The sequence below is a fragment of the Vibrio sp. Vb2131 genome (assembly GCF_033338535.1).
In the GTDB taxonomy this organism is placed as follows: Bacteria; Pseudomonadota; Gammaproteobacteria; order Enterobacterales; family Vibrionaceae; genus Vibrio; species Vibrio alginolyticus.
This window is the reverse complement of the sequence record NZ_JAWOSW010000017.1, coordinates 101,314-120,032: the sequence shown is the minus strand read 5'-3', so window position 1 is coordinate 120,032 and position 18,719 is coordinate 101,314. Positions and strand designations below refer to the sequence as shown.

Genomic DNA, 18,719 nt, shown 5'->3' with positions numbered 1-18,719 from the left:
GGTAGTTCAGTTGGTTAGAATACCGGCCTGTCACGCCGGGGGTCGCGGGTTCGAGTCCCGTCCACTCCGCCACTTATATTAAGCCCCAGTCGAAAGACTGGGGCTTTTTTCGTTTTGGTTCCCCGACTTACCTTAAACCCACTTTCGTATTGAAACCTTGCATCGAGAGTTACACTACCCTCTTCACATGGTTTTAATATCGTCGTGAACGAGCTAGCATGTAACTCTGTGCCTTAGTCTTAGCCTTATTCCGATACCAAGCTCTAACCAAAGCTCCTTTTATTCGATATTAGAAAATCTAGTTATGTGACAGAGTTTAATTGTTTGAAGTGTCGCTTGTTTCTAATTTGAAAACAGGACGACTTTGAATACAAGTTTAGTCTCACTGAGATAAAGAGGGAGGGGGGCTACATTTCTGTTAAGGCTTTGATCTACCTGAATGCTAGCTCAGTTTTATCTTGGTGAGGTTGCTAACCTGTTTGGGTTCTGAACGCAATTACCCTAAATGCCTCTTTCTCATAAAAATACAAACTCGCTCATTGCTAAGTATTGTGGAAGTTTAGCTTTGATGTTTGCGAGGAGCCTATATTGCCAAGGTAAGAGAAGTGATACAGATGAAAATGGGTAAATTAAAAGGCTCGTCTATGAATACATCTATCAGCAATAGTTAGTATCTATGAAAATGTAGCGTAGCGATTCTTCGTATATTTGATGGTATATCAAAGAATAAGGAGCCTTCGTCCTTGAAGGGGAGTCTGAAAATTAGTTATGAAAAAAGCAGCTAGGTAGCTGCTTTTTATTTATTAAGTTACGTGTCTTTAAGAGTCCACTGTCTCCGTATGTTCCGGAGTGGTTATTGCTTGGTTGTTCTCTTCCATCTTCTTCTCTTCTGCTTTTGCTTTTTCAATCATTGGAGTGATTGTTGAGCCTTGAATGAGGATAGAGAAAACAACGACGGAGTAGGTCATTACAAGAATAATCTCTTTTACATCGATTAACTTATCTTGAATCACCCAAATACCAGATGGAATGGAAAGTGCCATTGCCAATGCAAGGCCCCCGCGTAAGCCGCCCCACGTCAAAATACGTACTGACCACGGGTTATATTTTCTGTAACGCTTAAAGCCAATGTACGAGAGAAATACGCTTAAATAGCGAGCTGCTAGTACAAGAGGGACTGAAATAGCCATCATGATCCAGTCTTCTTTGTGGAATTCAAACAGCAGCATCGACATGCCGATCAGTAGGAATAACACGCCATTCAAGAACTCATCAACAAGCTCCCAAAAATGGTCAAGGTGATCTTCACTCTCTTTTGAAAAGCCAATAAAGCGTGTCCAGTTGCCAATCATAATACCGGATACAACCATTGCGAGTGGGCCTGATACATGGATGTATTCAGCAAATGCGTAACCTGCTGTTGGGACACCAATGGTAAGTAACAATTCCATTGAGTGATCATCGGTGGCACTGATCAAGTAGTGGAATAGCAAACCGAGGACGAAACCATATGTGATACCACCGATAGCTTCTTGGATGAAGAGTAAGGTGACACTACCTACAGTTGGTGCCTCAGTGCCAAATGCAATCGTAAATAGAGTGACGAAGATAACCAAACCGAAGCCATCATTGAAGAGCGATTCTCCTTCAATCTGAGTGGAGATACGTTTAGGAGCATCGAGTTTTTTCACAATAGCCAATACAGCGATTGGGTCAGTTGGCGATATTAGAGCACCAAATAGTAAGCAGTAGACCAAATCAAATTGGATGCCAATTAACTGACAAAACCCATACAGCGCAAATCCAATAAAGAACGTAGAAAACAGTGTAGCTCCAAGGGCTAAAACAGTGATCTCCCACTTTTGATCTTTAAGGTTCGGGAGTTTGATGCCTAGTCCACCAGCAAATAGTAAGAAGCCAAGAATGCCTTTGAGCAAGAAATCTTCGAAGTTAATCCTTGTGACCGTCTCCGTTGCAATTTCGGTGAGATGGAACCAGTTGTTTTGACCCGCAATTAAGATTAGAAGTGAAAGCACCATTGAACCTGCGGTAATCGCAATGGTGGTTTGCATCTTTCCTATCTTGCTGTTTACAAAAGCAATTAGCATCGCAGCTGCGGATAGAAAACATAAAGTATGATAGACCGACATAGAGCTCTCTATTTGTAACATTTTATGAATGGAATTCTCGGCTGATGCTGCTTAAATAGCAAACATTTTTTCGTGATTATTTTGCAAGTTAAGAAGGATATAAAATAATCATTAATTCTACGTTTAGACGTCTAGACTCCTGAAGTTTGTGTGATAGGATGGAAAGATAACTAAAGGAATGAGGCTGTACTGTGGGAAGTAACGTAATACAACAGATTGAAGCTCAATTGAAGCAACGTATTCTTTTGATTGATGGTGGTATGGGAACCATGATTCAAGGGTACAAACTTGAAGAGCAAGACTATCGAGGAACGCGCTTTGCGGATTGGCATTGTGATCTAAAAGGTAACAACGACCTGTTGGTTCTAAGTCAGCCTCAACTTATCAAGGAAATTCACGCTGCATATTTAGAAGCGGGTGCAGATATTCTTGAGACCAATACTTTTAACGCAACAACTATCGCAATGGCTGACTACGAGATGGAAAGCCTAAGTGAAGAAATTAACTTTGCAGCTGCCAAGCTTGCACGTGAAGTTGCAGACGAATGGACCGCAAAAACACCCGATAAACCACGTTATGTCGCAGGGGTTTTAGGGCCGACAAACCGAACTTGTTCTATTTCTCCTGATGTAAATGACCCCGGATATCGAAATGTTTCTTTCGACGAGTTAGTTGAGGCTTACTCTGAATCGACTCGAGCGCTTATTAAAGGTGGTTCAGACCTTATTCTTATCGAGACCATCTTCGATACGCTTAACGCTAAGGCTTGTTCATTTGCTGTTGAAAGTGTGTTTGAAGAGATGAGTATTGAGTTACCTGTGATGATCTCGGGGACTATTACTGATGCTTCCGGTCGGACATTATCCGGTCAAACCACAGAAGCGTTTTACAACTCATTACGTCATGTTAAACCGATTTCGTTTGGTTTGAACTGTGCACTTGGTCCAGATGAGCTGCGTCCTTATGTTGAAGAGCTCTCTCGTATATCAGAATCTTTTGTTTCCGCTCACCCAAATGCTGGGCTTCCGAATGCATTCGGCGAATACGATTTGTCGCCAGAAGATATGGCTAAGCATGTTAAAGAGTGGGCTCAAAGTGGCTTTTTAAACTTGATTGGTGGGTGTTGTGGTACAACTCCTGAGCACATTCGCCAAATGGCACTCGCGGTTGAAAATATCGCCCCTCGTCAATTACCTGAACTTCCTGTTGCTTGTCGCTTGTCTGGCCTAGAGCCACTCGCTATTGATAAAGACTCTTTATTTATCAATGTCGGTGAGCGTACGAATGTAACCGGTTCTGCGCGTTTTAAGCGCTTAATTAAAGAAGAGCTGTACGATGAAGCGCTCGATGTGGCTCGTCAACAAGTTGAAAATGGCGCTCAAATTATCGATATCAACATGGATGAAGGCATGTTGGATGCACAAGCTTGTATGGTTCGCTTTTTAAACCTTTGTGCGTCAGAACCTGAAATCTCAAAAGTACCAATCATGGTTGACTCTTCCAAGTGGGAGGTTATTGAAGCCGGTCTTAAGTGCATCCAAGGCAAAGGCATTGTTAACTCGATCTCTCTCAAAGAAGGCAAAGAGAAATTCGTTGAACAAGCTAAGTTGATCCGCCGTTACGGTGCGGCTGTGATTGTGATGGCGTTTGATGAGATTGGGCAAGCAGATACACGTGAGCGCAAAGTAGAAATTTGTACCAACGCTTACCGAATTCTTGTTGATGAAGTGGGCTTTCCACCAGAAGACATCATTTTTGACCCAAACATTTTTGCCATTGCTACGGGGATCGAGGAGCATAATAACTACGCGGTGGATTTCATTGAAGCCGTTGGCGATATCAAACGTGATTTACCACATGCGATGATCTCGGGTGGTGTTTCTAACGTCTCATTCTCTTTCCGTGGCAATAACTATGTACGTGAAGCGATTCACGCGGTGTTCCTCTACCACTGTTTTAAAAATGGTATGGATATGGGGATTGTGAATGCGGGTCAGTTAGAAATCTACGATAACGTGCCTGAAAAATTGCGTGAGGCTGTGGAAGATGTCGTTCTTAACCGTCGTGATGACGCCACTGAGAGATTGTTAGATATCGCGGCGGAATATGCAGGCAAAGGGGTAGGTAAAGAGGAGGATGCCTCTGCACTTGAGTGGAGAACTTGGCCTGTTGAAAAGCGCTTAGAGCACGCGTTAGTGAAAGGAATAACTGAGTTCATCGTTGATGATACCGAAGAGGCTCGTGTCAACGCTTCAAAGCCATTAGAGGTGATTGAAGGCCCACTAATGGATGGGATGAACGTCGTCGGAGACTTGTTTGGTGAAGGTAAAATGTTCCTTCCTCAGGTCGTAAAATCTGCACGAGTGATGAAGCAAGCAGTCGCGCATCTGGAGCCCTACATCAATGCAGAAAAGCAGGTGGGTCAAACAAACGGTAAGATTTTGCTAGCGACGGTCAAAGGTGATGTACATGATATCGGGAAAAATATCGTTGGCGTTGTATTGCAGTGCAATAACTACGAAATTATCGATCTTGGTGTCATGGTTCCTTGCGAAAAGATCTTAAAAGTAGCGCAAGAAGAAAACGTCGATATTATTGGTTTATCAGGGTTGATCACGCCTTCATTAGACGAAATGGTGCATGTTGCAAAAGAGATGGAGCGTCTCGACTTTAACTTACCTCTTCTCATCGGTGGCGCAACAACGTCAAAAGCCCATACAGCAGTTAAGATTGAGCAAAATTACAAGCATCCAGTGGTTTACGTGAACAACGCCTCACGTGCAGTGGGCGTATGTACTTCTCTTCTGTCAGATGAACGTCGCCCTGAATTTGTTGAAAAACTTCAAGCTGATTACGAACGAGTACGTGATCAACATAATCGAAAGAAACCGAGAACCAAACCAGTGACATTAGAAGCGGCTCGAGCGAATAAAGTTGCGATCGATTGGGAAGCTTATACTCCTCCAGTGCCTGTTAAGCCTGGCATTCATATCTTCGATGATTTTGATGTGGCTATATTACGTCAATACATCGATTGGACACCATTCTTTATGACTTGGTCACTTGTGGGTAAGTATCCAACAATTTTCCAACATGAAGAAGTTGGTGAAGAAGCAAAACGTTTATTCGAAGATGCCAACGAGTTACTTGATCGAGTTGAGCGAGAAGGCCTGTTAAAAGCGCGTGGAATGTGTGGCTTATTCCCTGCTGCGAGCGTGGGGGACGACATTGAAGTTTATGCTGATGAAACTCGTACCGACGTTGTGAAAGTATTACGTAACTTGCGACAACAGACCGAGAAACCAAAAGGATTCAACTATTGTTTATCCGACTACATCGCACCTAAAGAGTCGGGTAAACATGATTGGATAGGGGCATTTGCTGTCACTGGTGGTATTGGTGAACGAGAGCTTGCTGATGAATACAAAGCACAGGGAGATGATTACAACGCAATTATGATTCAAGCGGTGGCGGATCGCCTAGCCGAAGCGTTTGCTGAGTATTTGCATGAGCGTGTCCGTAAAGAAATTTGGGGTTATGCTGCGGATGAAGATTTATCTAACGATGATCTCATTCGTGAAAAATACCAAGGTATTCGCCCTGCACCAGGTTATCCAGCGTGCCCTGAGCATACTGAAAAAGGACCGCTTTGGGAGCTACTTAATGTGGAAGAGAATATTGGCATGACTCTAACCTCCAGCTATGCAATGTATCCGGGTGCGTCAGTATCTGGTTGGTACTTCTCTCATCCTGACTCACGTTACTTTGCGATCGCACAGATCCAAGAAGATCAGCTAGAGAGTTACGCCGATCGTAAGGGGTGGGATAGGATCGAGGCTGAAAAATGGTTAGGGCCAAACATTAATGGTTAAATTGATGTTTACCTCGTCCAAATATAACAACTAATGAAACAACAAAGGGCTGCAGATACGCAGCCCTTTGTTTTATTGAGTTGAACTTACTTCTCAAACAACTCCGTGTGGAGTTTTTGTATGGCTTGTTTCGATACCGATTCATGGAGCAAGAAGCATAAGTTGTGAGGGCTAGCGCCATAACAAATCATGCGTAGGTTAAAATCTTCTAGCGTGCCAAAAACCTGTTTCGCGTAGCCTTTACTCTCACTCATGTTGTTACCAATGAGAGCAACGAGGCATAGGTCATGTTCAACTTCTACCTTACATAACTCTTCTAACTCTTCTCGTGCAGCTTGCGGCAGCTGTGGTGCTCCGCCAGATGTATCAGTTTGATCAAGTGTTAACGATACACTGATTTCAGATGTCGTGATCAAATCGACAGAGATCTTATGCTTTGCAAGGATCTCAAAGACCTTTGCTAAGAAACCGTATGCGTGGAACATATTGGCGCTGCGTAGCGTTACCATGGTTTGGTTACAACGCAAAGCTAGCGCACGGAATAACGGTGAGCTTTCGACTTGGTGGCGAATCCAAGTTCCCCCTTTTTCAGGCTCTTTCGATGACCCCACAAATACCGGAATGTCGTGGCGCAATGCAGGTACTAGCGTAGAAGGGTGAAGGATTTTAGCGCCAAAGTTAGCCATTTCTGAAGCTTCACTAAAGCTGATCTCAGGAATTGGTGAGGCTTTTGGCGCAATTCGCGGGTCTGTTGTGTAGATGCCCGGAACATCAGTCCAGATTTCTAACCCTGCCGCTTTGACGCTCTCAGCAATTAAGGCGGCGCTGTAATCGCTGCCTCCTCGACCTAGTGTTGTTGTATTACCGGCTTCGTCAGATCCTATGAAGCCTTGAGTAACAACAACGGATTGTTGGCAAAGTGGTACGAGTTTATCTTGCGCAAGCGTCGAAATTGCTTCAATGTTTGGCTCTGCGCGACCAAAGTTGTCATCAGTACGCAGCACATCGCGGATATCAAAGCGCACAGCTTGAATGCCTCGCTCACACATTAACTGAGTTAGAATATGCGTCGACATGAGTTCGCCACATGCGACTAAATGATCGGTTAACTTCGCACTAGCTTGGATAGATGCAGCCTCGGCCAGGCTGGTTACGGTATCTAATATGCCATACACCTCGGCAGCAGTTTTCGTGCTGTCTTCGAGCTGAGTTAAAATGGCGTCATGAATGTTGGCCAGATTTTGCAGCAGCTCAGTACGGTGCGTTTGATCCTGAACACCGTTGGCGAGTTCTACCAATAGGTTGGTGACGCCAGAGCAAGCGCTGCTCACGACCAGGCGAGTATTTGGATTGTTTTCGATAATGGTGGCGCAACGACTCATTGCCTCAAAGTTGGCAACACTGGTTCCACCGAATTTAGCTACGTTAAATGCGCTCACTGCGTTCTCCCACGACTTCCTAAAAAATTGTACATCCAATGTTTAGTGAGAAAAGGAACAGAGCAAAAAGAGAGGTATTTAGAATGCTATTTGAAAAATTTACCCTCAGAAGCCCTTCATCAGACTGCGCTGATGACAGTTGATGGGATTCAGCCCAATTCAACCGACAAGTCAAATCCTGCAACTTTGACTTACCTCGGCACTACTCCCCCTCAATGATTGGTGTTGGAATTGCGGTTCCACAAATCATCTACCTGGGTAGCGCTCCTCTTCTACATAAAGCTCAAACATTGAACGGTTTTGAGGCCTTAATGTCAATCAATATTTCAACCTTTATGGTGTTTTTTATTAACGATTTTGTGACACTGGTTTGACCTCCATACTTACGGCTAATTGCTGATAGAGGAAAAATCTATTAGGGTGAAGAACCCTACACCTGAGCCATGTTATTGAATAGAACTTTTAGAATGCTCAGGATAAAAGATAATCAAGGAGCTGACATGTCGATCCAAAGCTTTATTCCGCCTCACCGTATTTTAATGGGACCTGGTCCTTCTGATATTTATCCTCAAGTGTTACAAGCACTAAGCCGTCCTACGGTAGGTCACCTTGATCCTCTGTTTATCGGTATGATGGATGAGCTCAAGCAGCTATTGAAGTATGCCTTTCAAACTGACAATGAGTTCACTATTGCGGTTTCAGCGCCTGGTAGCGCAGGGATGGAAACCTGCTTTGTAAACTTGATCGAGAAAGGCGACAAAGTGATCGTCTGCCGTAACGGTGTATTTGGTGAACGCATGCGCGAAAATGTCGTCCGTGCTGGTGGCGAAGTTGTTATCGTCGATGATGAATGGGGGACGCCTGTTTCCATTGATAAAGTCGAGCAAGCACTCGAACAGCACCCAGATACAAAAATTCTTGCTTTTGTGCATGCGGAAACCTCAACTGGTGCAGTCAGTGATGCTCAAGCATTGGGTAAGCTGGCGAAACAGCATAATGCATTATCTATTGTTGATGCGGTGACATCGCTTGGTGGTGTGCCGTTAAAAGTGGATGAATGGCAACTGGATGCGGTTTACTCTGGTAGTCAAAAATGTTTGTCATGTGTACCTGGGCTCTCACCAGTGACGTTTTCTCCTGCCGCGTTTGAAAAGATTCAAGCAAGAACAACACCAGTACAGAGTTGGTTCCTCGATCAGAGTTTAGTTTTGGGGTATTGGAGTGGAGAAGGCAAGCGTAGTTACCATCATACGGCGCCAGTTAATAGCTTGTATGCGCTTCATGAAGCTTTATTGATACTGAAAAATGAAGGATTAGAAAACGCTTGGGCTCGTCACCAACTGATGCATGAAAAACTCAAAAATGGCTTACAAAAGTTAGGCTTTGAATTTGTTGTGGACGAAGCCCATCGGTTGCCACAATTAAATGCGATTTACGTGCCTGAAGGAGTTGATGAAGCAAAAGTTCGTGCTCACTTGCTAGAAACCTATAACCTAGAAATTGGTGCAGGCCTTGGGGCATTAGCTGGTAAAGCGTGGCGTATTGGCTTAATGGGTTACGGCGCTCGATCTGAAAACGTTGCGCTGTGCTTAAAAGCGTTAGAAGAGTCACTCACTGAATAAAATCATACAGCAATGAGATAAAGAAAAGCGAAGGTCATCCCTTCGCTTTTTGGTATTTATTACTCAGCTCCTGCAGTGGGGGCTGGTGAGGCAGATATTGCTTGAGAAGGTGGCTGGTAATTGACGTCACTGAAATCAATCTTCGGGAACAAAAACTGCGCTTCAGCTCTAATTTGCTCCGCTTTACTTGAGTCATCTAAGCCTTGGTAGGCCAAAATCAAATTATTATAAAATGCAGGGCGAGGCTTATCTTTGATGATTTTTAGCGACCAATCGATATAAGGCTGAATCAAGGTTGCGTCTTGTTGGTACAGCCCAAGGTTTAAAAACGTGCTATAGACATCCCAATCAAACCTGTCTTTCCAAACTACAGGGTTACTGACTTGATTCAGAATATCAGGGTTAGTTGGTCTAGTAGTCTCAAACTTCGTCAATACATAATTCGTATGTAATGCGCTTACCATGTAAAACGTAAACGCAACGGGAAGTACCAAACTAAAAACACGCAGCAAGCTTTTGGTTACATTACTAAAGCCGACTTGTCGATAACGAGAGACGCGCTGATCGACCCAGTACAGTAGGATAACGAAGATCAACCAATGCACGAGAGAGTGGTAGAAAGGGTATTCCAGTTGTGAGTGCAATACGATAGGTATAAACAAGGCCAGCAACGCAAGACGAGTTCCGCGTTTGGCTTGATAGATTCGATACAGTACCAGTGCCATCGCTAAGAAGATGCCGAGTATTGGCAGCAAGCCACCTTCTACTCCCCAGTAAAGCAGCTCGTTATGCGGATGATCCATGGCTGGCAAACCAGCTGGGTAATTCTCATTTAGGGCATGTTGACGAGCCGTATACAGCATGTACTCAGATTCAAACTTACCATATCCATAACCAGTAAAAGGCTTTTCAATCACCATGTCTAATGTTTGCGGAAAAGTATACGCTCGAGGAGACTCCATATTTACTTTTTCTGCGGCTAACCCACCTCCATCAGGAAAGGCAAGATGCATGACAACGACTGAGAGTAAGAGCCCACTTACAAGTGACACAACCCAGCGGATAAAGCGCCCTTTGGTTGCAAAGCGGTACATGTATGGAATGACCAACAACACGGCGATGACCGAGGCTAACCAACCAGTGCGTGAAGCCAACGCCACAATTAGTGGTAAAGTTAAAACTGGTACGGCATAGAGAAGGTAAACATCGCTTAACTTACGATCGTATTTGTAGGGCTGACGTGCAAGTAAATAGCTGGCAATCACCAACCCTGTCGCAAGAAAGCTGGCCATTACATTGGGCTGTTGGAAAATACCATAAGGACGATTGGCCACCGTGTCGTAACCAAACGGATTGCCTGGTTTGAGATACAGATATTGTGTCAAACCAAAAATGGCTTCGATAACAACCGCAAGGACAATGAACCATAATAGGCGTTGGCGATGTTTATTACTGAAATGAAATTGTTGTAAAACAATAAAGAACAGGACACCACACCACAGGCCAATGAGCTTATTGGCTGCCAAACTGCTATTCGCATTTGGGTACAGAATGGGCACCGTCATGATAAGAGTACTAATGAACAAGCCGATGGTTAGTTTTGAGTAACGTAGTACTCGATTATTCGCAAGTTGGTAACACCCAATGCCTAATGCAAAGCTAAAAGCAATCCAAGTTGTCGCATTGAACGAAAGCGAAAGCCCCGAACCGCCGGGGTTGGGCATGAAAAAGTGCATTGCCAACACAAATAGTGTTGCCAAGGCAATGAGAAACTTGCGATTGAGGGGAACCTGTACTTTTTCGGGAGAAAGCTTTGTTCCACTTACATGTATAGTAGCCATAGTTATTGCGTTGTTTTGAATGAAAAAAGACCAGCACTTGCTGGTCTCGATACTTTACCTGTTTTTTCTACTTCAACATAGGCTTGAGGAAGTGAGCTGTGTGCGACCCCTCGATTTGCGACACATCTTCCGGAGTGCCTTGAGCGATTATCTCGCCGCCACCCTGACCCCCTTCAGGACCAAGATCGATAATCCAGTCCGCAGTCTTAATGACGTCCAGGTTATGCTCGATCACCACGACAGTATTTCCGTGGTCGCGAAGTCTGTGCAGTACAGTGAGCAACTGCTGGATATCATGGAAGTGCAAGCCGGTTGTTGGTTCATCCAAAATGTACAAGGTTTTTCCTGTATCACGTTTGGATAGCTCTCGCGCCAGTTTCACACGCTGTGCTTCACCACCGGAGAGTGTTGTTGCCGCTTGACCCAATCGTATGTACGACAAACCCACATCCATCAGTGTTTGTAGTTTGCGAGCGATGGCAGGAACTGGATCGAAGAAGGTGCGTGCATCTTCGACCGTCATTTCTAGTACTTCATCAATAGTTTTACCTTTGTAACGTACTTCGAGCGTTTCACGGTTGTAGCGTTTACCTTTACACACATCACATGGCACATAAACATCTGGTAGGAAATGCATTTCTACTTTGATAACACCGTCACCCTGACAGGCCTCACAACGACCACCGCGTACGTTAAAACTAAAACGGCCCGGCTTGTAACCGCGAGAACGCGACTCCTGTGTGCCTGCAAACAGTTCACGGATTGGTGTAAAGATCCCCGTATAGGTTGCAGGGTTAGAGCGAGGTGTACGGCCAATTGGGCTTTGATCGATATCGATGACTTTATCGAAGTGCTCTAGACCTTTAATCGATTTATAAGGTGAAGGCTGAGCCGTTGTCGCTCCGTTAAGTTGGGTATGCGCAATTTTAAAGAAAGTATCATTAATCAGCGTTGATTTACCTGAGCCAGATACCCCTGTAATACAGCTGAATAACCCAACAGGAATTGAAAGGTTAACGTTTTTAAGGTTATTACCTGTTGCGCCTAATAGCTCAACCGTTTTTTTCGGATCTCGCGGCGTGCGATCTTTCGGTACTGTGATTTCTTTAACACCACTTAAGTACTGACCTGTCAGAGAATTCGGATTCGCGACTATCTCTTCCATGGTGCCTTCCGCAACAACATTACCACCATGTACGCCAGCACCAGGACCAATATCTATGACATGATCTGCACAGCGAATCGCATCTTCATCGTGTTCTACCACAAGTACGGTATTACCTAAATCGCGCAAATGAGTCAGTGTTTTTAGGAGTCGTTCGTTATCACGCTGGTGGAGGCCAATCGACGGTTCATCTAAGACGTACATGACACCAACAAGACCTGCACCAATTTGGCTTGCTAAACGAATACGTTGAGCTTCACCGCCTGATAAGGTTTCTGCACTGCGTGATAAGTTTAGGTAGTTCAAACCGACGTTAACTAAGAATTGCAGGCGGTCGTTGATTTCCTTCATCACTTTTTCAGCGATTTGGGCGCGTTGACCTTCCAGTTTCAAGGAATGGAAGAATTCCAATGCATCAGCAATGCTGAGTTCAACAATCTCAGGTAGTGTCGTATCAGCAATAAACACGTTACGTGCTTCAAGGCGTAGACGAGTACCGCCACAGCTTGAACAAGATTTAGTGGAGATGTATTTTGCAAGCTCTTCACGGACAGAGTTGGATTCTGTATCACGATAGCGACGTTCTAGGGTATTCAGAATACCTTCGAATGGATGGCGTTTAACGCGAATATCGCCACGATCGTTGATGTATTTAAACTCAATCTCAGTACGACCTGAGCCCTTTAGAATGACATCTTGCGTTTTCTTTGGCAGAGAATTAAAAGGGGCATGGAGGTCAAAACCATAATGATCGGCCAATGAGGTGAGCATTTGGAAGTAGTAGTAGTTCTTTTGATCCCAACCGCGAATCGCACCTTGTGCCAAGCTTAATGAATCATCTTGAATGACTCGGCTTGGATCGAAGTATTGTTGAACACCCAAGCCATCACAAGTGCCACATGCACCAGCAGGGTTGTTGAATGAGAAAAGTCGCGGCTCTAACTCTTGCATGCTGTAACCACATTGTGGACAAGCGAAGTTGGCGGAGAAAATAATCTCTTCACCGTCGCCATCCATTGGCGCGACAACCGCAATTCCGCCTGATAATTCGAGCGTGGTCTCGAAAGATTCGGCCAAGCGCTGTTGTAAGTCTGGACGAACTTTAAAGCGGTCTACCACAACTTCAATGGTGTGCTTTTTATGTAGTTCAAGGGTTGGAGGATCGGAAAGATCGCAAGTTTCTCCATCAATACGCGCACGAATAAAGCCTTGAGCCGCTAAGTTCTCAAGTGTTTTAACATGCTCACCTTTACGTTCTTTGACAATAGGTGCCAATAGCATCATTTTGCTGCCTTCCGGCATCTCTAGGACTTTGTCCACCATTTGACTGATGGTTTGTGCAGCAAGAGGGGCATGGTGCGTTGGACAGCGGGGTTCGCCCACACGAGCATACAATAGACGTAAGTAGTCGTAGACTTCGGTAATTGTACCGACGGTTGAACGCGGGTTATGAGAAGTAGATTTCTGTTCAATAGAAATCGCAGGTGATAACCCTTCAATGTGGTCGACATCGGGTTTTTCCATCAGAGACAAAAACTGACGAGCGTAGGCAGAGAGAGACTCTACGTAGCGTCGTTGGCCTTCTGCATACAATGTATCGAAAGCGAGAGAGGATTTACCGGAGCCACTTAGTCCAGTAATGACAATCAGTTTATCGCGAGGGATTGTAAGATTAATGTCTTTAAGGTTATGGGTTCGGGCACCGCGAACTTCTATTTTATCCATCGTTTTTGCTCTATGTATAACCAAGTGGGGCAAGTATTACATAGTGTGAGAAATGTGCAAAGAAAATTACTGGATAAAAAAACAGTAAAGTAAAAAGCCCAGCGTTGTGCTGGGCTTTCGATACAGTAATTTCGTACTACGACGATGCTTTATACAGCTTTTTGTGTTGCGTGCTTACCTAGCTCAGAGGTTTTTTCATCTTTTAGATACAGGTTTTCAAAACAATAGTTAGTTGCTTCGATGTAACCTTCAACGCTACCACAGTCAAAGCGTTTGCCCTTGAATTTGTAAGCCAATACACAGCCCGCTTTTGCTTGTTTTAGCAGCGCGTCAGTGATTTGAATTTCACCACCTTTACCAGGTTCAGTGTTTTCAATCAGTTCAAAAATATCGGGAGTCAGGATGTAGCGGCCAATGATAGCAAGGTTGCTAGGCGCCGTGCCTTTCTCTGGTTTTTCTACCATGTCGTCTACGCGATAGATGTCGTCTTTGATCATTTCACCAGAGATAACGCCGTATTTGTGTGTTTCTTCGGCTGGTACTTCTTGCACTGCAACGATAGAACAGCGGAACTGCTTAAATAGTGCCACCATCTGAGCCAGTACGCCCTCTTGCTCGTTCACACAAAGGTCATCAGCAAGAACAACAGCAAATGGCTCATCGCCTACCAATTCTCGTCCAGTTAGAATCGCGTGGCCCAAGCCTTTCATTTCGCGTTGACGTATATAAGTGAAGTTTGCAGATTCAATGATTTCACGGATATCTACCAACAGCTCTTCTTTGTTGGTACCGCTAATCTGATGTTCCAGTTCGTAGTTCTTATCAAAGTGGTCCATGATCGAGTGCTTGCCACGACCTGTCACAATACACATGCCGTTCATACCAGCTTGGATTGCTTCTTCGACACCGTATTCAATAAGCGGTTTGTTAACGACTGGCATCATCTCTTTTGGCATAGATTTCGTTGCCGGTAGGAAGCGTGTGCCATAGCCTGCAGCAGGGAACAGACATTTTTTTATCATTGGGGGAATATCCTATCTCGTTTTTATCAAGAATCTGCGCATAACTTTAACACGAGAGGTATCAATGAATCATGAATAAAGTAGGAAAAAATGTGAGACTCGGTGCGGAAAAAAGATGAGCGACTCGTCATTTCAGTTATCAGAGCCGCTAACATTGCATCACGACATTAAGTTTTGGTCTGCCCAGGCGATTGCCTGTACTCGGTTCTTTACGGATAGCTTTTTGAATATCTGATACAAGTGCGATTTGATGGTGAATTCACTGACGAATAACTCTTCGGCCATCTGACTGTTCGAGGCGCCAGCTTGTAGGCAACGCAGTACTTGTAGCTCACGAATGGTTAGGTCTACCGTAGCTGGTGCAGTATGAGTATTAATGACATTGCGGTAATAGTGTAAAAGTTGACTGGTTACATTACGCGGCAGCCAGTTTTGACCGTTAACAATGCCTTTTAACCCTTCTCCAATTTGCTCTAGCGTATCTTCAGAATAAAACACACCTTTTAATTGACCAAATGAAAGAAGTTCATCTGTGGTTAGTCTTTTAGGCACGTTGAAGACAACGGTTTCAAAGTTTTTCCATACAAGAGGCAAGTTTTTGATCGATTGAACAAGTGATTTATGTTCACTGAAGTCGATCAGTAGAATTTTATTACGGTGTTGTGGCTTGGCTTCCATGAGTGCTGCGGTTGAAATCACCGGGATGCTCATATCAACGTACTTTTCGAGTGCCGCCACTTTTTTTTGCGCATTATCTTCCATACTGATCAGAAATAGCTTTCTTGCGTAAGCCGACTTTCTCACGTGTTCCAATCTCCCTGGGTTCAATAGAAGCCATAAACTGGCATTAAAGAGAGGCCATAACCATCGCTTTACTGAATAAATGCGTTCGAATTCAAAGCTTCACGAAACGATGTCTGCAACGCGAATCAAAAATGCTACACACGTAAGTTGAAATACGATTTGGGTTCTAGAGGATGACTCAATAGATCACAATGGTATTAGACTTTAATCAAAACATTAAAGCGTGCTATTCTAATGCGCTAAAATTTTATATATCCAGAGTGAAACGGAGCACATCATGGCCAGCCGTGGAATTAACAAAGTTATTTTGGTGGGGAATCTAGGTAACGACCCTGAAATTCGTTACATGCCGAATGGCGGTGCAGTAGCAAACATTACTATTGCGACTTCTGATTCATGGCGTGATAAAGCGACTGGCGAACAGCGCGAAAAAACGGAATGGCACCGTGTTGTGTTGTTCGGCAAACTTGCGGAAGTAGCAGGTGAGTACTTGCGTAAAGGCTCTCAAGTTTACATTGAAGGGCAACTGCAAACTCGCAAATGGCAAGATCAAAGTGGTCAAGATCGCTACTCAACTGAAGTCGTTGTTCAAGGCTTCAATGGTGTTATGCAAATGCTTGGCGGTCGTGCTCAAGGTGGCGGTGCACCTATGGGCGGTCAACAGCAGCAACAAGGTGGATGGGGTCAGCCTCAACAGCCAGCTCAGCAGCAGTACAATGCGCCTCAGCAACAGCAACCACAACAACAGGCTCCGCAGCAATCACAGCAGCAGTACAATGAGCCACCAATGGATTTTGACGACGATATCCCGTTCTAAATTCTGCTTATGCTTGAATCGAAAAGGCCGCGAATATCGCGGCCTTTTTTATTGTCGCAATCTGATGATCTCACAGGCTTATCTTGGCAAGGTTAGGCGTAACAATAAAACTTATCAATGAGTGTGATTTTCTTTATGCTCCAGCCTCTCACTATCAGACTAATCCGATTGTTTGATGAACTCTTATCAAGTATAAATATTTCAATAAGGTATATGATGAATAAAAAAGGAATTTGGTATTCATGAGGTATACCCCAACTCTTAAGTTAAGCACACGGCTGGTGGCCTTTGTCACCATGATCGTTATCTGCGCCATGTTTATCTTGTTTGTCGGTGGCACCCTCTCTTTTAAACGTCTTGGGCAGGAATATCTCACCCATTATTTAGAAGGGATCGTAGAGGTGGTCGACAAGGAGATGGAAGATCCTGACGCCGCTTATTCTATGCAGCGCTGGATGCCGAAAATGCTGCAGGCTTCCAATATTGTCGAAATGACGTTGTCGACCAACAACGCCGTTGTTTATCGCTTCAAAGATACTTCTCATCAAATGGAAGCGTCAGTCTTGTTTGAGGCTGAGTACCAGTTGACTCACAATCAAGATTACACGATTCACTTTAAAGCAATTCCCCCTTACTTAGGTTACAGCTACTCAATGCAGGCGCTTTGGTCGATCACGCTTGCCGTTATATTGATCATCTTCTGCTTAATGCGCGGCGTGGCATGGCTTAAGGAGCAATTAGAAGGCTCCGAAATGCTCGAAGAGCGAGGCAGAATGATCCTGGCTGGTAGGGTGGAGCAGTATGCCAAAGGTGACAAAAAAGAATGGCCTTACACCGCCAGTGAAGCGCTCGATGTATTAATCGAAGAGTTACAAGATGCGCGTCAAGAGCGAAGCCGATTTGATACCTTTATTCGAACTCAAACCTTCCTTGATAAGCTAACCGGTACCGCTAACCGAGTGTTATTTGATAGCAAGTTGGAATCGGCGTTACTAGAAAGTGGGGCTCGCGGCGCCGTGTTGCTAGTGCGTATTCAAGACTGGAAACTGGTTGAAGAAGAGCAAGATAAGCAAATTACGGATGAGTTTATTGTTGAAGTTGGGAGTTTATTGTCCAATTTAGTTCAACGATACCCAGATGTTGTATTTTCCCGTTATTACGATGCTGATTTTGCGCTTTTTCTACCGCACCAAAGTGCGAAAGATGTGGCTAACCTTGCCTCGCAATGCATTCGCCAGTTAGAAAAGTTAATGCCGCCAGAGCCACTTGATCCAGACAACTGGTGCCATATTGGCATCACCACTTATAAAGAAGGTGAGCGACACAGCCAAATCATTGATGAAGCCGAGACTGCTTTGCGTAGTGCGCAACTACAAAATAACAATAATTGGAGTCGCTTCAAAAAATGGAACCACGATGAAGAAGCTCGCGGAAGTGTGAGGTGGAGAACGTTATTTGACACAGCACTTACACCTGAAAGTGTGATACTCTACGCACAATCTGTGCACCCAATAAGTGACGCGACGCATAAAAAATCATTATATGAAGAGTTAACATGTCGGATTCGCGATCCTGAGAATGGGATTGTTAAAGCGTCTCGGTTCATTTCTGCGATCAGACAGGTTGGTTATGAAGCGCAAATGGATAAGTCGGTTATTAATAAATTCTTAAGAGAGTTTAAGGATAATTTTGATAACTCAAGATCGTATGCGCTCAATTTGAATGTAACGCCATTTTCTAACCGAGAGTACTTTAAATGGTTTCGTGATGAACTCTTACAGTTGTCACGTGAGCAGAGAAAGTGTCTCAGTTTTGAGTTTGTTGAAGCACAATTTGTAAGACACTTAGACTTTATGCGACCAGTCGCTAAAATGCTGGCCGGTTTAGGGTGCCACTTAATGGTTGGGCAGGCTGGGCGTACCATCGTCAGCACTCACTATTTAAAAGAAGTGGACATTCGTTACCTTAAACTTCATCGCAGTTTAGTAGCAAAAATCGACCAACGACATGAAAACCAGCTATTTGTCCGCAGTATGCTAGGTGCGGCGGCAAACAGTAAAACTAAAATTATAGCAGTGGGAATTGAGAATCAGAACGAGCTCAACACATTAATTGAGCTCGGGGTTTATGGTGGGCAAGGGCGTTACTTTTCTGCGGAGCAGCAGTTTCTTCCTCGTCCCCAAGCGTTGCCGAATTCTCAATCAGAATCCCAAGTTAAATTGGGAAGACGAAATCGCTGGCGGAAAAAATAAAGATAATAAT

Annotated in this window: 10 protein-coding genes and 1 riboswitch; of the genes, 4 read left to right on the top strand and 6 right to left on the bottom strand. The window is 44.3% G+C overall.

Translation table 11 applies throughout. The annotated features are described in order from the left end of the window. Window positions 1-818: 818 nt before the first annotated feature. The gene (locus R7E38_RS17795; RefSeq protein WP_064354335.1) at window positions 819-2,150 is read right to left on the bottom strand and encodes a cation:proton antiporter; all 1,332 of its coding nucleotides are present in this window, start codon (window positions 2,148-2,150) and stop codon (window positions 819-821) included. Window positions 2,151-2,341: 191 nt separating this feature from the next. On the opposite strand from R7E38_RS17795, the gene metH reads away from it, so the two are divergent. Next, a complete protein-coding gene (gene metH, locus R7E38_RS17790; protein WP_149191727.1) occupies window positions 2,342-6,022 on the top strand; it encodes a methionine synthase in 3,681 nt (1,226 codons plus the stop codon). Window positions 6,023-6,108: 86 nt separating this feature from the next. On the opposite strand, the gene lysC is transcribed toward metH, so the two are convergent. After that, entirely contained in the window at window positions 6,109-7,461 is a 1,353-nt protein-coding gene (gene lysC / locus R7E38_RS17785; protein ID WP_017821324.1) for a lysine-sensitive aspartokinase 3, read from the bottom strand. Between the two features lie 101 nt (window positions 7,462-7,562). After that, window positions 7,563-7,741, bottom strand: a riboswitch (Lysine riboswitch). A gap of 220 nt (window positions 7,742-7,961) precedes the next feature. On the opposite strand from lysC, the gene R7E38_RS17780 reads away from it, so the two are divergent. Then, window positions 7,962-9,083 (top strand): pyridoxal-phosphate-dependent aminotransferase family protein, encoded by a 1,122-nt coding sequence (locus tag R7E38_RS17780; protein WP_226084012.1) that lies wholly within the window; start codon window positions 7,962-7,964, stop codon window positions 9,081-9,083. Between the two features lie 59 nt (window positions 9,084-9,142). Here the strand turns inward: R7E38_RS17780 and R7E38_RS17775 are convergent, their stop codons facing one another. From R7E38_RS17775 to R7E38_RS17760, 4 genes are all read right to left on the bottom strand, one after another. After that, a complete protein-coding gene (locus R7E38_RS17775; protein WP_226084013.1) occupies window positions 9,143-10,924 on the bottom strand; it encodes a PglL family O-oligosaccharyltransferase in 1,782 nt (593 codons plus the stop codon). A 67-nt stretch (window positions 10,925-10,991) separates the two neighbouring features. Continuing rightward, window positions 10,992-13,814: an excinuclease ABC subunit UvrA gene (gene uvrA, locus R7E38_RS17770; RefSeq protein ID WP_054575329.1), complete on the bottom strand. Its 2,823-nt coding sequence runs from the start codon at window positions 13,812-13,814 to the stop codon at window positions 10,992-10,994. 149 nt (window positions 13,815-13,963) lie between these two features. After that, complete coding sequence (gene galU, locus R7E38_RS17765) at window positions 13,964-14,836, bottom strand: UTP--glucose-1-phosphate uridylyltransferase GalU (RefSeq protein WP_005381239.1); 873 nt, start codon at window positions 14,834-14,836, stop codon at window positions 13,964-13,966. 159 nt (window positions 14,837-14,995) lie between these two features. Beyond that, window positions 14,996-15,640, bottom strand: a complete 645-nt coding sequence (locus tag R7E38_RS17760) for a LuxR C-terminal-related transcriptional regulator (RefSeq protein WP_005381237.1) — start codon at window positions 15,638-15,640, stop codon at window positions 14,996-14,998. Between the two features lie 277 nt (window positions 15,641-15,917). On the opposite strand from R7E38_RS17760, the gene R7E38_RS17755 reads away from it, so the two are divergent. Both R7E38_RS17755 and csrD read left to right on the top strand, forming a co-directional pair. Beyond that, a complete protein-coding gene (locus tag R7E38_RS17755) occupies window positions 15,918-16,457 on the top strand; it encodes a single-stranded DNA-binding protein (protein ID WP_005381235.1) in 540 nt (179 codons plus the stop codon). A 242-nt stretch (window positions 16,458-16,699) separates the two neighbouring features. Further along, window positions 16,700-18,709: an RNase E specificity factor CsrD gene (gene csrD, locus R7E38_RS17750; RefSeq protein ID WP_005381201.1), complete on the top strand. Its 2,010-nt coding sequence runs from the start codon at window positions 16,700-16,702 to the stop codon at window positions 18,707-18,709. Window positions 18,710-18,719: the final 10 nt, after the last annotated feature.

Coding starts and splice junctions, on each gene's coding strand:
- R7E38_RS17795 (WP_064354335.1), bottom strand. CDS start 2,150: ATGTCGGTCTATCATACTTTATGTTTTCTATCCGCAGCTGCGATGCTA.
- R7E38_RS17780 (WP_226084012.1), top strand. CDS start 7,962: ATGTCGATCCAAAGCTTTATTCCGCCTCACCGTATTTTAATGGGACCT.
- R7E38_RS17775 (WP_226084013.1), bottom strand. CDS start 10,924: ATGGCTACTATACATGTAAGTGGAACAAAGCTTTCTCCCGAAAAAGTA.
- uvrA (WP_054575329.1), bottom strand. CDS start 13,814: ATGGATAAAATAGAAGTTCGCGGTGCCCGAACCCATAACCTTAAAGAC.
- galU (WP_005381239.1), bottom strand. CDS start 14,836: ATGATAAAAAAATGTCTGTTCCCTGCTGCAGGCTATGGCACACGCTTC.
- R7E38_RS17755 (WP_005381235.1), top strand. CDS start 15,918: ATGGCCAGCCGTGGAATTAACAAAGTTATTTTGGTGGGGAATCTAGGT.
- csrD (WP_005381201.1), top strand. CDS start 16,700: ATGAGGTATACCCCAACTCTTAAGTTAAGCACACGGCTGGTGGCCTTT.